Raw genomic sequence first — 15270 nt, 5'->3', positions numbered from 1 at the left:
AGTCGCTTGATTTCCGCAGTCAAGACAGGTAAATTACGGACGCGAAATGACCGGTCAGTATAGCGGAAATCCTTTGGCGGCGGGGAATCCGACGAAGGGATTCGGGCAGCTGGATTCGAGGAAGCAATGAACGGCGACAGATACGATCACGGAGCGGTCGAGGCGCGGTGGATCGAGCGCTGGGATTCGGAAGGAACGTACGAGGTCGACCTGGAGGCGGCGCGGAAGCCCTACTACAACCTCATGATGTTCCCCTATCCCTCCGCCGAGGGCATGCACGTGGGCAACGTGTTCGCCTATACGGGCGCGGACATCCACGGAAGGTACATGCGCGCAAAGGGACACGACGTGTTCGAGCCCATGGGCTTCGACGCCTTCGGCATCCATTCGGAGAACTTCGCCCTCAAGATCAATACCCATCCCGGACGGCTGATCCCCGACAATATCGTCAACTTCACCCGTCAGTTCAAGCGCCTGGGCGCCATGTTCGACTGGCGTCACGAAGTACAATCCACGGATCCGGATTACTACCGGTGGACGCAGTGGATCTTCATCCAGCTCTTCAAGGCCGGACTGGCCTACCAGAAGGAAGCGCCGGTCACCTGGTGCCCTTCCTGCAACACGGTGCTGGCGGCGGAACAGGCCGAGGGCGGAGTGTGCGAGCGATGCGACGCCCTGGTCGAACAACGGAACATGCGCCAGTGGTTCTTCCGGATCACGGCCTACGCGAGGCAACTACTGGAGAACCTGGAAACGATCGACTGGTCCGAGACGACCAAGACCGCGCAGCGCAGGTGGATCGGCCGAAGCGAAGGTGCCGAGGTGGATTTCCACCTGGCCAGTCAGAACGAGAAGCTCAGTGTGTTCACCACGCGGCCGGATACGCTCTGGGGCGCCACCTACATGGTCCTCGCGCCGGAACACCCCTTTGTCGACATCGTGACCACGGAAGATCAGCGCGCGGCCGTTAGTGAATACGTGAAGGAAAGCGGCCGGAAGACAGCCATCGAGCGCGAGGACGTTACCCGCGAGAAGACCGGCGTGTTCACGGGCGGCTACGCCGTCAATCCGGTCAACGACGCCCGGATTCCGATCTGGATATCCGATTACGTGCTGATGACTTACGGCACGGGCGCCATCATGGCGGTTCCGGCCCATGACGGGCGGGACTTCGAGTTCGCGAGGGCATTCAACCTGCCCATCGTCCAGGTGATCAGCGAATCGGAAGACACGACGAACGGATACGACGGCGCAACCGGCCTCGAGGAAGCCTATACCGGCGAAGGAACCATGATCAACAGCGGGCCCTTCGACGGGACCCACAGCACCGTCGGCGTGAGCGCGGTCACGGACTGGCTGGATAAGCGCGGCGTCGGAAAGCGCCAGGTCAACTACCGGCTGCGGGACTGGTGCATCAGCCGCCAGCGGTACTGGGGGCCGCCGATCCCGATGATTCACTGCGGAGACTGCGGCGTGGTGCCAGTTCCCGAGGACCAGTTGCCCGTAATCCTCCCCCACGTGGAGGACTTCAGGCCGGACGGGACGGGACGGAGTCCGCTGGCGCGCGACCCGTCCTTCCTGAACACCACCTGTCCCGCGTGTGGCGGTCCCGCCACCCGGGAGACCGACGTCAACGACAACTTCCTCGATTCGGCGTGGTATTTCTTCCGGTATCCGAGCTCGGAACGCGAGGACGTGGTCTTCGACCCGGAGATGACGGAACGGTGGCTGCCCGTGGACATGTACGTGGGGGGCAACGAGCACGCGGTGCTACATCTCATGTACACCCGGTTCGTCACGATGGCGCTGCACGACATCGGCCTGATCTCCTTTTCCGAACCCTTCAAGAAGTTCCGGGCCCATGGCACCATCATCCGCTCCGGCGCGAAAATGAGCAAGTCCAAGGGGAACGTGGTCAATCCCGACGAATACCTGGACAAATTCGGAGCGGACGCCTTCCGCACTTATCTCATGTTCCTGGGGCCCTACCAGGTGGGCGGTGACTTTCAAGACGCGGGCATCAACGGCGTCCGACGGTTCTACGACCGGCTCTGGCGCTACGTAACCGGAACCACGTTCAGTGAAGCGCTGGCCGACGATCCCGAGATGCTCGCCCTGCTGCATGCCAAAATCCGCGACGTCACCGAAGACATCGAAACATTTCAGTACAATACCGCCATCGCGCGCCTGATGGAACTGCTCAACGGTTTGCAGAACGCGTTTTCGCATCATCGCGACGCGGCCTGCACGCTGCTTCAACTGGCCGCGCCCTTCGCGCCGTTCATCTCCCAGGAACTTTGGACGCACCTGGGCCGGGAGGGCATGATCTGCGACGTACCCTGGCCGGAGTACGATCCGTCGTTGATCGTATCCGCCACGATCGAGTACGTCATCCAGATCAACGGCCGGGTACGTGACCGCCTGGAACTGCCGCCCGGGACGCCCCGCGAGGAAATCGAGCAGGCCGCCTTCGCCAGCGAGCGCGTGCGCCAGTGGACGGACGGCAAGGAATCGGTGCGGAACATCTTCGTGCCGGACAAGCTGCTCAATATCGTGGTCAAGGGTTAGGGCCGCTGGACCGCGTGTGAAATCCCGTCAGGTGCGGTGCTTCTCCGTGCCAAACCTGTCGGATCCCATCCGACCCGGCCCGCGTCGTCGATCTACGTACGCCTGAAACCGCCCCAGACTTCCACCAACACTTTGCCCATGTCCATGCCGCGCATATCCGTCCTGATGCCGGTATACAACGCCGCCGGCACGCTTCCCGAGACCCTGCAGAGCATCGCCGGGCAGACGCTGGGCGATTTCGAGGTCATCGCGGTCGACGACGGGTCGGACGACGACAGCAGGATGATCCTGGAGGCCTGGGGGCGAGGGGACAGGAGAATCAAGCCGGTCTGCGCAGGCCGCGTCGGACTGGTCAAGGCCCTGAACCACGGGCTGTCGTTGTGCCGCGGAGCGCTGTTGGCCCGCATGGACGCCGACGACCGAATGCAACCCGATCGTCTTGTGCGGCAGGTGGAACTGCTGGATTCCCGGCCCGATATCAGCGTAGCCGGATCGCTCGTGGAGATCTTCGCCGACGGGACGGTGGGCGAGGGCATGAAGGTATATGAAGCCTGGCTGAACAGCCTGGTCGAACCCGAGGATATCGCCCGGGAGATCTTCATTGAAAGTCCGATCGCCCATCCGTCGGCCATGGTGCGTCGGGACGAACTCGTGGGACTCGGCGGATACCGCGATGCCGGCTGGCCGGAGGACTACGACCTGTGGCTTCGCTACCACGCCGCGGGACGGCGATTCGCCAAGGTACCGAAAACGCTGCTGTACTGGCGGGAGCACGCGGACCGGTTGACGCGAACCGACTCCCGTTACTCGGTGGAGAACTTCCTCCGCGTCAAGGCGCACTTCCTGGTCAACGGACCGCTGAAAGGCCGGGACGGGCTGATCGTCTGGGGCGCCGGACAGACCGGCCGCAGGTTGACCAGGCATATCGTCCGCATGGGCCGTCCGGCAGATGCATTCGTGGACATATCTCCCCGGAAGATCGGCAGGCATCTGCGCGAAGCCCCCGTTATCGGTCCCGATGAACTGCCCGCGACCTGGACCCGCTACCGTCATCCCATGCTCATCGTCGCCGTGTCCTCAAGAGGCGCCCGAAAACTGATCCGGCAGGCGCTCACGGATATCGGCCTGGTCGAAGTGGAAGACTACCTGTGCGCGGCGTGAAGCGGACCGGGCGGGCGGAGGTCGGCCGGACCGGCCCGGCGAACAACGCAGAATGAGTGGACCGAGTGAACGACACGATTCTGAATGTCGATAGCCTCGAAGTTGTATATTCCTCACACATTATAATTGTAATTTGAACCACCGCGCTTTAGATTGTAACAACTGTCCATTCGAAAAGTCGAAATGCGCGAATGCCGCGGTCGCCCCGTCCCTTGGCGTAACGTACGACCAGACTTCACCCGGCGGTCCGCATGACCCGCACACTTAATCAATCGAGGAGTCTATCATGGCAGACAGGGCTGAAACCACGCAAACGGCACCATCCGGTTTTTCAAGACGAGGCTTTCTCAAAGGCGTGATGGTCGGCGCGGGCGCCGTATCGCTGGGCAGCTACGAGGCCGTGGCGCAGATGATCTCCGGACCCAACGCAAGGCCCGTGCGCGGGTGGGGCGTACCCGAAGGCCTGGTGCGACTGAGCGGCAACGAAATGCCGATCGGCCCGTCGCCGCGCGCGGTCGAAGCTGTCCTGGAGAATGTGTATTCCTTCAATCGGTACAACCGGAACAGGGACATCTATACCAAGATCGCCGAGCGGCACGGGCTGCCCGTGGTGGAGTGGCCTCCCAATACCTTCTCGCCGCCGGGCGCCTGGGTCACCCTGGGCTGCGGCTCGTCGGAGGTGCTGTTCGCCGTGGCGTCCGCCTATCTCAGGGACGGAGCCGAAGTGGTCGAAGCCTCGCCCGGTTACGCCGGCGTGTTCCGCACGGCCGAAGCATACGGTGCCACGGCGAAGTGGGTCCCGCTGACCAGCGACTTCCAGCAGGATCTCGATGCGATGAAGGCCGCCATATCCGAAAACACCAGGGTGGTGGTCATTACCAACCCGGGTAACCCGACGGGCGTCCTCGTCCCCCCGGATGCAGTGAGGAAGTTCGTCCAGGAGGTTCCGTCGGACGTGATCGTATTCGTTGACGAGGCCTACATCGAGTTTTCGAAGAACCCAGAAGACCGGGTCGGCGCTGCGCCGCTGATCCTGGATCACGCGAACGTGATCGTAGCCCGTACGTTCTCCAAGATCATGGGCATGGCGGGGTTGGGCGTCGGCTACGGTCTGGCGCGCCCCGAAGTCATCGCGAAGCTGAACCAGAACAAGGGTGGCAGGCCGAGCATGCTTTCCACCAACGCCGCGGTGGCGGGGATCGATGACCATGACTACCAGGACCGGGCGCGGAAGGTGACGTGGGACGGGCAGGAGTACTTCGCCAGCCAGTTCGACGAGATGGGCATCGAGTACGTGCCCAGCCAGTCCAGTTTCATGCTGATCAACGTGCGTAAGGACGCGGACGAAGTCGTCCGGAAGCTGAGAGAAGAATACAACGTGATGGTCGGCAACGGAAAGCGCCGATGGGAGATGGACACCTGGCTTCGGGTCACCTCGGGGCTGCAGGAAGAGAACGAGGCCTTCATGGCCGCGCTCAGGAAAGTGCTGGTAAGCAGCTGACCGGGCGTCTGAACAAATCGTTCAAAAGGAAGGCGATATGTCAAACATGATCAAGGCTATGAACCTGGCGGCTTCCGGGTTCACGAGACGCAAGTTCCTTAAGGGGCTTGCATTAGGCGCTGGCGTGGCGTCCCTGGGCAGCTACGAGGCCGTGGCCCAGATGGTGGCGGGACCCCGGGCGCGGCCCGTGCGGGGCTGGGGCGTACCCGAGGGGTTCATCCGGCTGAGCAGCAACGAGAATCCGATTGGTCCGTCGCCCCGGGCCGTCGAAGCCATCATGCAGTACGTCTACAAGTTCAACCGCTACTATCGGGGACGGGGACTATACGGCCAGATCGCGGAACGCCACGGATTGCCGGTCGTCATACCCACTCGGGACTCCCAGGATCGGTCCGAACCCTGGGTGACCCTCGGCTGCGGATCTTCGGAGGTGCTCTTCGCCATCGCGTCGGCCTACCTGCGCGACGGCGGCCAGATGATCGAGGCGGCGCCGGGTTACGGGGGCGTGATCCGTACGGCCCGGAAATACGGGGCCCGGGCGCGGCTGGTCCGCACAACCCGCGATTTCCACCAGGACCTCGACGCCATGAAGGCGGCCGTCACAGAGGATACCCGGGTTGTCATCATCACGTCTCCGGGCAATCCGACGGGCATCATTGCGCCTTTCGAAGACCTCAAGAAGTTCGTCAGCGATGTTCCCTCCGACGTCATGGTCTTTGTCGACGAGGCCTATATCGAGTTCGCGCGGAATCCGCAGGACCGCATCGGCGCCGCTCCCCTGATCCTGGACCACGAGAACGTCATCGTAACGCGCACCTTTTCGAAGATCATGGGCATGGCCGGCCTGCGCATCGGCTACGGCCTGGCCCGGCCCCATGTCATCGAGAAACTCGAAGACAACAAGGGCGGCCGGGTCAGCGCGCTGTCGATGGTCGCCGCCGAGGCGTGTATCGAGGATGATGACTACCAGGACCGCGCCCGGGAAACCGCGTGGGCCGGCCATGACTATTTCGCCAGCCAGTTCGAGGAGATGGGACTGGAGTACGTGCCCAGCCAGTCCAGCTTCATGCTGGTGAACGTGCGCACGGACGCGGACGAGGTTACGCGCAAGCTGTTCGAGGAGTACAACGTGCTCGTGGGCAACGGCAAGCGCCGCTGGCGGATGAACAACTGGCTGCGGGTCACCTCCGGCCTGCAGGAAGAGAACGAAGCCTTCATCGCCGCACTTAAAAAGGTGCTCGTGAGCAGTTGGCGGCACCGGACGGACCCGGCACAATCCCCTTCCGGCGAAGCGACGGTTTCCGGGACCGGGCAATCACGCCAGTCCCGTTCCGGAAACCGTTCATCCCGATATGTCTCCGCTCAACTTGACGCGTGCCGGACGTGCCGACATCCCTCCGGTCAATGACGGACGCGGGGGCCGTTCAGCACCCTTCCGACGGGCGTGTATCGTACCCCGAAGTGATAGGTTGCCAGCAGGATGGCGGTAACCGCGACGCAAATCAGCGCGAACTTGAGATGCACGCTGACTGGCCAGGACACCACCAGCACCTGTCCGCCGAGTACGAGCGGCAAGTGGCCCAGGTACAGCCAGTAAGACGCATCCGAGACGTATCGAACCCAGTATCGATGCTTCGACGCGATCCAGCGAAACAGTCCGAGCAATCCGAAACAGGCCAGCCACGTATAGACCACGCCGATCGCCGCGACCGTCCCCCTGACTGTGTTCGACGGCGACAGCCCCAGTAACTCTGGGTTCAGCATCAGGTATCCTGCCGGCATGACCACCAGGACGGCCGGAACCAGGCCCGCGGACCACCACCTTCGCACTTCGACGCGCTTCTGGTAGAAGAACGCGCCGAACAGGTAGAAGACCGGATAGTATCCGAACACGTGGGGGATCGGAATAAAGCCCGGCGAGTTGTCCGCGCCGATCATGCCCTCCTGCATCAGGTACTGTGGAAGGATGCTGGCCGGTACGAGAAGCCACCAGGCCGGATGACGGAACCGCAGGCCGGTTCGCGTGCAGGCGATGAAGGCAGCCGTCATGAGGATCAGGTACCACAGGAACCAGAGGTGGGCGAGGCTGAACAGCCAGGAGAACATCCACGTCAGGGGAGTCGCGGGAAAGAAGAACGCGTTCGTAACCGGGATGATCGTCAACGTTCCCACCAGCAGGGGAAGTCCGATGCGTTTCAGGCGGTGGCGCGCCAGGCCGCTCAGACCGCGGGATTGCCAGAGCATGGCAGTAAAGAAGCCGCTGATCAGATAGAAGACCGGCATGCGAAAACCGTGAATGGCGCCGAAGAGGAAGGCGTACGGATTGTTCTCGAAATCGTGGAAATCCGCCTACCTGTCCTGTACAGGCCACGCGTCGACGGGCATGAGGAAGAGACAGGCATGCAGCACGATGCCGAGCAACATGGCAAATGCGCGCAGCGCGTCCAGATCGTGGAACCTGTCCGGCGCGGGCGAACTACGGCCATTCACTCGCATCTTTTCTTGTCGCATCTCTCCTGGTTATCCGGGTTTAACGGGTGCGGACCGGGCGCGACGCCGCGCCCTGGAGGAGGGTTTCGAGCATTTCGTCGGCCTTCTTCTTCACCCGGAGCACCGAGCGGTGCTTGACCTGCTCGTATCCCCGGATCTCGTCGGGAAGTTGGAGCAGTTCCGATACTTCGGGGTAGTTTTCAGGTGTGAGCATGGCGAGGGCCTGGTCCAGCAACGATTCGTACCAGGCTACGAGCTCACGTTCCTCCCTCCGGGCCGCGGTGTATCCGAAGGGGTCGAAGGGGGTTCCACGAAGGAATCTGCAGCGGGCCATGATCCGCAGAAAGGGCCTGAACCAGGGCCCCAGCCGCAGCTTCCGGTCGAGTCCCCACGCCCGCAACAGGGGCGGATGCAGATGGTAGGATACCCTGACCGGTCCATCGAATCGCTCCGCGATGCCGGGTTCGGACGGGTCGGTCAGCAGCCGGGCCACCTCGTACTCGTCCTTGTAGGCCATGAGCTTGTGCAACATGAAAGCCGCGTGTGTGGTAAGCAGGTATCCGCGGTCCGGTCCGCCAACTCGTTCATCCCCTTCGTAAACCCGCGCGATTCGATCAACAAACCGCTCGGCGAGCTTCGTGTCCTGGAAGGCGATCAGTTCGGCTACGCGTATGGCCCAACTCCTTTGGAAAGATTCCTGGCGGACGGGAATCCGCCCGATCATCGCCTCGAAGGCTTGCCCCCGCTTACGACCGAGTAACCGCGCATAACGGCGGACCAGTTCATCCGAACCGGGTTCGGGTTCCTCCACGGCCCCGTCCAACCGGGTCCGGTCGTGTACGGCCATGCGTCCCCATCGGAAGGCCTGAATGTTTACGTCGACGGCCTGGCCGTTCAACCGGATAGCGCGTTCGATGCTCCCGGCCTGCAGCGGAATGTGCCCGGCCTGGTAGGCGACGCCCAGGAGAAACACGTTGGCCACGATGTGATTCCCGAATAGCTTCATCGCGTAGTCCTGCGCATCGATGAAGACATTGTCCACCGACCGGGTGTGTGCCTCGATCTGCGCTTCCATGGCCGGGACGTCGGCGCCGGGCACCTGGGGATCGTACACCATCTTCGCGGTCGGGACGCCGGACCGGCTTACCACGGCCACGGTCCGATGCGCGGAAGCAGCCTGGAGGTTCAGGGGGTTCACCGCGCCGGCGATATCCGCGGCCAGGTACAGATCGCACCGCCCGGCAGGAATATAGCTGGAAGGGGGGACCTCGCCTTCCCCCAGGATGATAGGCGATTCCACGGGACCTCCCTTCTGCGCCAGCCCCGTGCGGTTCATCTCGCTCACCTTCTTCCCGTCGAAAAGCGCCGCGACGGCCAACAGGTGGGCCACGGTCACGACGCCGGTGCCACCGATACCGATGAGGTGAATCGCATATTCTCCCTCTATCGCCGTCTTGGAGCCGGGCTCTTGCAGGTCCGAGTCGTCCAATAACGGACATTCCGCTCTTAAAGGCCTGCTGTCTCCAACCGGTTCGACGGAGACGAAGGAAGGGCAGTCTCCCTTCAGGCAGGACAGGTCCTGGTTGCAGGCCGACTGGAGTATGGCGGTCTTGGGTCCGAACTCCGTCTCCCTTGGTTCGAGCGCGAGACACATGGACTGCTGTCCGCAGTCGCCGCACCCTTCGCACACCCGTTCGTGAATAAAGACGTACCGTTCGGGGGCGAGACGCTGACGCTTGCGGCGGCGCCGGTGTTCCGTGGCGCATTCCTGGTCGTAGACCAGCACCTTCACGCCGGGCTTTCGCGACAGGCTCTCCTGGGCGGATTCGAGCCCGTCGCGCGGTTCGAGCAGCAGATTCTGACCCGGTTTCAACGCCGCCCGGGCGCGTTTGAGCGATACCCGCTCCGGGAATTTGCTGACGACCGTTACATCCTGCACACCCATGCCCAGCAGAATCAACGCGAAGTCGTCCAGCGTCGGCTGCCCGGTGATGTCCTGGCCGCCGGTCATGGCCACCACGTGGTTCCAGAGGACTTTATAGGTGACGTTGGCGCCGTGGGAAATCGAGCTGAAGATCGTGATCAGGCCGCTGTGCAGCACCGTGCCGTCGCCGATGTTCTGGAACAGGTGACGGTTTCCGTTGAAGGGGAACATCCCGTTGTAGATGGCGCCGCCCAGGCCCATGGTGGGAATCCATCGCACGCCCCTGCCGTCCGCCTCGATGTAGGCGTCCAGCGAAGAGCAGCCGATTTCGCCGCCCGCGACCTCCCCTTCGGGCGCGCGGGCCGATACGCTGTGGGGACATCCGGGACAGTAGTGGGCGGTGCGCCGGGCGAAGGCGCCCGGGTCTCTTTCCGCGATGGATGTCAGTTCCTCCATGCGGGCGTAAATGGGCGCCGACGGGAAGATCTCCTGCAGCATCGGCCCGAGACGCTGGGTGAGCAGGTCGGGATTCAACTCTCCGTAAGCGGGAATGAGCGGACGGTCACCCGGGCCTCGCTTTCCGTGGACGTGTTCGACGCCGGTGCCCAGGAGCGCATGGGCCACCGCCTCTTCCACGAAAGGACCCTTTTCCTCCAGGACCACCAGGGTCTGCAGGCGCCCTGCGAACTCCCGGATCGTCCGCGGATTGACCGGATAGATCACGCCCAGCTTCAAGATCGGCACCTGGTCCTCCAGGTTCAGCAATCGAAGCGCCTGGACGATGTCGGCGTAGCTCTTTCCCGTCGCGACGATACCGAGGGGACAGTCCGATTCCGTGTTCTCCACCGTGTCGATTCCGTTGGCCCGGGCGTACTCGGCGGCGATTTCCATACGAATCGTGGTCAGTTCTTCTTCAAAGGGGACGGACTGGGTGGAGATAACCACCTGGTGGAAGCGTTTTTCGTAAGGCCGGACAGGCTGTCCAGGCCGACCGCCAGGCATACCGGGCGGCAGTGTCACACTGGGAAGTTCGGGATTGACGTCCACCGTTTCCGCCCCGTCGCAGATGGGCGTGACGAGTTTCAGGCCGCAGAGGACCCCGGCGTACCTGCTGAGCGCCAGCGCGTGATGGGCGTAGGTGATGACCTCGGAGACTGTCGAAGGGTAGAAGACGGGAATGCGCGCGTCGCGCAGGGCCTGTTCACTGCTGGCGGGGTACCCGGAACTCTTCGCCATGTGGTCGTCCCCGCAGAACAGGACGACGCCGCTGTCCTTTCCCGTCCCCGCGATGTTGGCCAGACTGAATTCATCCAGGGCCCATTTCACGCCGTGGGCCTTGCCGTACCAGAACCCGTCCACATTCCCTTCGTACTGGCTGCCGTGCACCGCCGCCGCTGCCGTCTTCTCGTTGACCGCCGCCTGGTGTACGAAAGGCGCGGCTTCGTTGAGCAGAGCGGCCTGTTGCCGGAGTTCAAGGTCGAGGCCGCCGAGGGGCGAGCCTTCATAGCCGGCTATGAAGCTGCGTCTTACAGCACCGCAGGACAGGGCGTCACGCCGCTGCTTTTCCAGCAGGAAGCGGACGATGGCGTGTATGCCGGTGAGAAAGACCGGACCGCGGTTTTTGAGGTATCGGTCCCGCAGCGAGGGAGCTGGTAAGGAGTCGGTGGTCAAGACCGGGCCTGCCTGGTCGCGAGGCAATTAAAAACAGGTGCTTTGCACGTCCGGATCATGGCGTTAGTATACGCGGTGGGCGGTTTCGTGTCAACCGACGCGCCCGATTGCCGCGCCCGTGGAACGCGGTGAAACGGATTGCCTTGCGGCGGTCCTTTCTATAAGTTTCAAGGAACGATCCAGGGACGCAAAGAACCCCGGAAGGACACGTGGCAGACATGTCAAATGCCCCTGCCGAGATACCATTTATCCCGGCCCTGTACGCTTCGAGTCGCGAAGACGCGCCGATCGATATGCTGGTGCTACACTTTACGGACGGACCTTCGCTGGAAGACTGCGTCGCGATCTTCCAGGATCCGGAACGACGCGTAAGCTGCCATTACATCGTGGGACTCGACGGCGCGGTGCTGCAGATGGTCCGCGACAAAGACTCCGCCTGGCACTGCGGAGTCAGCGCGTGGCGGGGGCGGGAAGGCTGCAATCGGTGGTCACTGGGCATCGAGATCGTGAACTGGGGGCGGCTGGAGAAGAAAAACGGACGTTTCTACTGCTGGCCGGAGGACTACGGGACGCCTTACAGCGGACCATCACCCGTCCCGGCCGGGGGCGCCTGGTGGGCGCCTTATCCGTCCGGACAGATCGAACAGGTCGAATCGCTGTCCGGGCGGCTCGTCGAGCGCTACCGGATCCCCCTGGACAACATCGTGCGCCACAGCGACATCGCGCCGGATCGCAAGATCGATCCCGGACCCGCGTTCCCCTGGGAGGAATTCAAGACGAGGATGACCGATGTGATCGCCGGCCGATGGTAGTCGCGAATTACGGACTCCGGAATCCGGCTTTCATCGGCGGCATCGTCCTTTTCGGCGACACGGGCCTTGTTGGCGGCATGGACCTTTTCCACGGCATTGTCCTATCGGCAATAAGGACCATAACTGAGCGGACTTCCCTCCATATCATATGTCAGACCAGGCTAATCCAGCAGCTCCGGGGCATCCGGCCGGCGCATTGACGCCTGCCTTGAACGGCACGGGCGTGATCCTGCACACCGGATTGGGCCGGGCCGTGCTGTCGGAGGCGGCGCGGAGGGCCGTGGCCGCCGTGATCGAGGGTTACTGCACGCTGGAAATCGATGCGGAGACAGGCAAGCGCGGTTCGCGCCACGATCTGGTTTCCGGCCTGCTGTGCGCCTTGACCGGTGCGGAGTCGGCCATCGTGGTGAACAACAACGCCGCCGCGGTGATGTTGATCCTGCACGCCCTGGCGCGGGACCGCGAAGTCATCATTTCCCGGGGACAACTGGTGGAAATAGGCGGGTCCTTCCGCATGCCGGACGTCATGGCCGCGGGCGGGGCACGGCTCGTCGGCGTGGGTGCGACCAATCATACCGAATTGGAAGACTACCGGGCCGCCATCACGGACCGGACGGCCCTCATCATGGCCGTCCACCGGAGCAATTTCGACCTCGCCGGCCTGGACGTCTCGACGCCCCTTGACGAACTGGCGATGCTGGGCCGGGAGAGGGGCGTACCCGTCGTGTACGACCAGGGAAGCGGCGCGTTGATCGATCTGGAAGCGTACGATCAGCACGGCCTGGACAGCGGATACACGGTGCGGGAAGCGCTCGACCGGGGAGTCGACGTGGTCTGTTTCAGCGGCGACAAACTGCTGGGCGGACCTCAGGCCGGTATCATCGCAGGCCGGTGGGACCTCCTCGATCAGATGAAGAAGGATCCGCTGATGCGGGCCTTTCGCGCGGACAAGATGGTTTATGCCGCCCTGCAGGCTACCCTTGAGTTGTTTTCCGATCCTGACAAACTCGCGGATTGCCACGCGGTTACGGGTATGATTGCCGTATCGACCGGGGAACTTGAATCCAGGGCACGTCGCCTCGCCGATCGCCTCGCGGGCTGTTATGATCACCGCGTCGATGTTACCGTGGAAGAATCCTTTGCTGAGATCGGAGGCGGCGCCCTGCCGGTCCAGCAACTCCCCTCCCGTGTCGTGGCGCTCCGGCCTGTCGCATGGACGAACCGGCAACTCGCCGCCGCGTTCAGGAGGCAGTCGCCACCCGTATTCGGCCGGTTGTCGGGGGACCGCTTTCTGTTGGACCTGCGTACACTGGGAGATTGGACGTTCCCGCTGGTCGAAGCCGGAGCCAACGAAATCGTGCGTCGGATGGACGAAGACGCGTCACGGAATGAAGACGCGTCACGGAATGAGGGATGAAACGTCTATGCGTGACCGGTTGAAAGACAAAATCGTGGTCGTCACCGGCGGCGGTATCGGCATCGGTCTCGGCATTGCGCGCTGCTGTCTCGAAGCGGGTGCCGCCGTGATGATCGCCCAGCGCCGGATCGAGATCGCCGAGCGCGAGGCCGCGCGCTTCCGGGAGCAGGGCTTTAAGGCTCAGGCGCAGCGATGCGACGTGCGCCGGCGGGAGGATGTCGTCGCCCTCCTGGACCAGGCGGAATCGTTGCTTGGGCCTGTGGACGTGATGGTCAACAATGCCGCGTTGACGGGACAATCCCTGGAGTTGCGGCCCTTCATGGAGGAAACGGACGAGCACTGGCGCAACGTCCTCGACATAAACCTGACCGGCGCGTTTATCGCGACGCAGGAAGCGGCCCGCCGCATGATCGCCCGGAGAGCGGGAGGTTCCATCATCAACATCTCGTCAGTTGCCCAGTTCGCGGCGCAGGAGGGCGCCTCCGCCTACTGCGCCGGCAAGGCGGGCCTGGACGGCCTCACCAAGTCCGCGGCCATCGAACTGGCCGTTCACGGCATCCGGGTGAACAGCATCGCGCCGGGCGATATCCACACGGAACAAAGCGACCAGCCGAGGGAGGACGCGGTAGGACGCGGCGCTACAGGAAGGTTCTTCAGGGACACGCCCCTCGACCGCCGTGGAACTCCGGAGGAAATCGGCCGGGTGGCCGTGTTCCTGGGCAGCGACGAGGCGAGTTTCGTCACCGGGGCGACGTGGCTGGTAGACGGCGGGTTTTTGAGTTACTAGCAGACCGCGGCCGCCAGATACTCTTCGGGCGTGGCGACTGGTAGACCGCGACCTTAAGAAACAGCCTTCACCGCCGCACCAGTTTTATCGCCTTCAGTACCTACCACCTGATCCCGCGCTGCACCGGCCCCGTGTGCTGATCGCTGCGCTGCTCAATCGGCCAATCCCGGATATCGTCGACCAGTTCGATCAGGCCTTCAACCGACGCGTTGAAGATGATCTCGCCCTTCTCGGCCGTGGCCGGCGTCGGATCGCCGTGGACGCCCAGGCCCGTCCACCGGCCCCAGAAATCGTTAAACCGTACCGTCCCGGTACTGTCGGACGAGCAGTACTTCCCCACACGGTCGTTATCCGGTGCGGCCCGGTCCATCTTCACGCGTTCACCGGCCAGGTGAAGGTACAGGGACGTCTCCAGTTCATCGGCGTGGGCCAATACCTCCGATTCCCTCACTTCGTTGAAGGCGTCGATCAGGAAGGTGAAGTAGTTGGCGGCGAAACAGAGCGACTCCGTGGCAAGCACCGTCTTCCGGGCGATCAGGTCGATCATCGGTGCGTTCGAGCCATGGCCGTTTACGATCAGGATCTTCTCGAAGCCGTGGTAGGCCACGCTCTTGGTGATGTTCAGGCAGAAGGCGATGAAGACCTCGGGCTCGATGTGGATCGTGCCCGGGAAGTCGATGTGGTGCAGGTTGAGACCGTAGGAGACCGTCGGCAGGACGAGCACGCGGTCGGGGATGCGCCGGCCCAGTTCATGGCAGACCGATTCGACCAGGAAAGCGTCCGTGTCCAGCGGCAGATGCTTGCCGTGCTGCTCGGTGGAACCCGTGGGCAGGACCACCACCTTCTGCATGGCGATGGCCTCGTTCATGTCCTCCCAGGTCAGCCGGTTGTAACGGTATTCTTCCCGCACGTTCATTTCCTGCCTCCTGTGATACGGCT

At 63.1% G+C, this 15270-nt stretch carries 11 protein-coding genes; 7 read left to right on the top strand and 4 right to left on the bottom strand.

Features of this window, described 5'->3' with window-relative positions; all coding sequences use genetic code 11:
- Positions 1 to 126 precede the first annotated feature (126 nt).
- The 4 genes from leuS (at position 127) to OXG98_02690 (ending at position 6638) form a co-directional block, all read left to right on the top strand.
- Positions 127 to 2568 carry a leucine--tRNA ligase gene (gene leuS, locus OXG98_02705; GenBank protein MCY3770920.1) on the top strand — a complete coding sequence of 814 codons (2442 nt, stop codon included), beginning with the start codon at positions 127 to 129 and terminating at the stop codon, positions 2566 to 2568.
- Between the two features lie 36 nt (positions 2569 to 2604).
- A complete protein-coding gene (locus OXG98_02700; GenBank protein ID MCY3770919.1) occupies positions 2605 to 3729 on the top strand; it encodes a glycosyltransferase in 1125 nt (374 codons plus the stop codon).
- A gap of 286 nt (positions 3730 to 4015) precedes the next feature.
- Entirely contained in the window at positions 4016 to 5230 is a 1215-nt protein-coding gene (locus tag OXG98_02695) for a histidinol-phosphate transaminase (GenBank protein ID MCY3770918.1), read from the top strand.
- A 37-nt stretch (positions 5231 to 5267) separates the two neighbouring features.
- On the top strand, positions 5268 to 6638 hold the full coding sequence (locus OXG98_02690; GenBank protein MCY3770917.1) for a histidinol-phosphate transaminase: 1371 nt from the start codon (positions 5268 to 5270) through the stop codon (positions 6636 to 6638).
- On the opposite strand, the gene OXG98_02685 is transcribed toward OXG98_02690, so the two are convergent.
- Genes OXG98_02685 through OXG98_02675 form a run of 3 tightly spaced genes read right to left on the bottom strand, consistent with a single transcriptional unit; the run spans position 6632 to position 11315 of the window.
- Positions 6632 to 7528, bottom strand: a complete 897-nt coding sequence (locus tag OXG98_02685; GenBank protein ID MCY3770916.1) for an acyltransferase family protein — start codon at positions 7526 to 7528, stop codon at positions 6632 to 6634. The two genes, OXG98_02690 and OXG98_02685, sit on opposite strands and share 7 nt — an antisense overlap.
- Positions 7529 to 7579: 51 nt before the next feature.
- Complete coding sequence (locus OXG98_02680) at positions 7580 to 7741, bottom strand: hypothetical protein (protein MCY3770915.1); 162 nt, start codon at positions 7739 to 7741, stop codon at positions 7580 to 7582.
- Positions 7742 to 7760: 19 nt separating this feature from the next.
- Positions 7761 to 11315: an indolepyruvate ferredoxin oxidoreductase family protein gene (locus OXG98_02675; GenBank protein ID MCY3770914.1), complete on the bottom strand. Its 3555-nt coding sequence runs from the start codon at positions 11313 to 11315 to the stop codon at positions 7761 to 7763.
- A gap of 218 nt (positions 11316 to 11533) precedes the next feature.
- On the opposite strand from OXG98_02675, the gene OXG98_02670 reads away from it, so the two are divergent.
- The 3 genes from OXG98_02670 to OXG98_02660 all read left to right on the top strand — a co-directional run bounded on the left by OXG98_02670 (position 11534) and on the right by OXG98_02660 (position 14331).
- Positions 11534 to 12127, top strand: a complete 594-nt coding sequence (locus OXG98_02670; GenBank protein ID MCY3770913.1) for an N-acetylmuramoyl-L-alanine amidase — start codon at positions 11534 to 11536, stop codon at positions 12125 to 12127.
- A gap of 148 nt (positions 12128 to 12275) precedes the next feature.
- Positions 12276 to 13544, top strand: a complete 1269-nt coding sequence (selA, locus tag OXG98_02665) for an L-seryl-tRNA(Sec) selenium transferase (protein ID MCY3770912.1) — start codon at positions 12276 to 12278, stop codon at positions 13542 to 13544.
- Positions 13545 to 13551: 7 nt separating this feature from the next.
- Entirely contained in the window at positions 13552 to 14331 is a 780-nt protein-coding gene (locus OXG98_02660; protein ID MCY3770911.1) for an SDR family NAD(P)-dependent oxidoreductase, read from the top strand.
- A gap of 100 nt (positions 14332 to 14431) precedes the next feature.
- Here OXG98_02660 and OXG98_02655 read toward each other — a convergent pair whose 3' ends face one another.
- The gene (locus OXG98_02655; GenBank protein ID MCY3770910.1) at positions 14432 to 15247 is read right to left on the bottom strand and encodes a creatininase family protein; all 816 of its coding nucleotides are present in this window, start codon (positions 15245 to 15247) and stop codon (positions 14432 to 14434) included.
- Between the last annotated feature and the right edge of the window lie 23 nt (positions 15248 to 15270).

Source organism: Gemmatimonadota bacterium (assembly GCA_026706345.1).
Classification (GTDB): domain Bacteria; phylum JAAXHH01; class JAAXHH01; order JAAXHH01; family JAAXHH01; genus JAAXHH01.
The sequence above is the reverse complement of the archived record's forward strand: the minus strand, read 5'-3'. Positions and strand labels throughout refer to the sequence as shown.

Bases quoted from the DNA above. Each gene is read 5' to 3' on its own strand.
- leuS (MCY3770920.1), top strand. From the start codon at position 127: ATGAACGGCGACAGATACGATCACGGAGCGGTCGAGGCGCGGTGGATC.
- OXG98_02695 (MCY3770918.1), top strand. From the start codon at position 4,016: ATGGCAGACAGGGCTGAAACCACGCAAACGGCACCATCCGGTTTTTCA.
- OXG98_02690 (MCY3770917.1), top strand. From the start codon at position 5,268: ATGTCAAACATGATCAAGGCTATGAACCTGGCGGCTTCCGGGTTCACG.
- OXG98_02680 (MCY3770915.1), bottom strand. From the start codon at position 7,741: ATGCGACAAGAAAAGATGCGAGTGAATGGCCGTAGTTCGCCCGCGCCG.
- OXG98_02670 (MCY3770913.1), top strand. From the start codon at position 11,534: ATGTCAAATGCCCCTGCCGAGATACCATTTATCCCGGCCCTGTACGCT.
- selA (MCY3770912.1), top strand. From the start codon at position 12,276: ATGTCAGACCAGGCTAATCCAGCAGCTCCGGGGCATCCGGCCGGCGCA.
- OXG98_02660 (MCY3770911.1), top strand. From the start codon at position 13,552: ATGCGTGACCGGTTGAAAGACAAAATCGTGGTCGTCACCGGCGGCGGT.
- OXG98_02655 (MCY3770910.1), bottom strand. From the start codon at position 15,247: ATGAACGTGCGGGAAGAATACCGTTACAACCGGCTGACCTGGGAGGAC.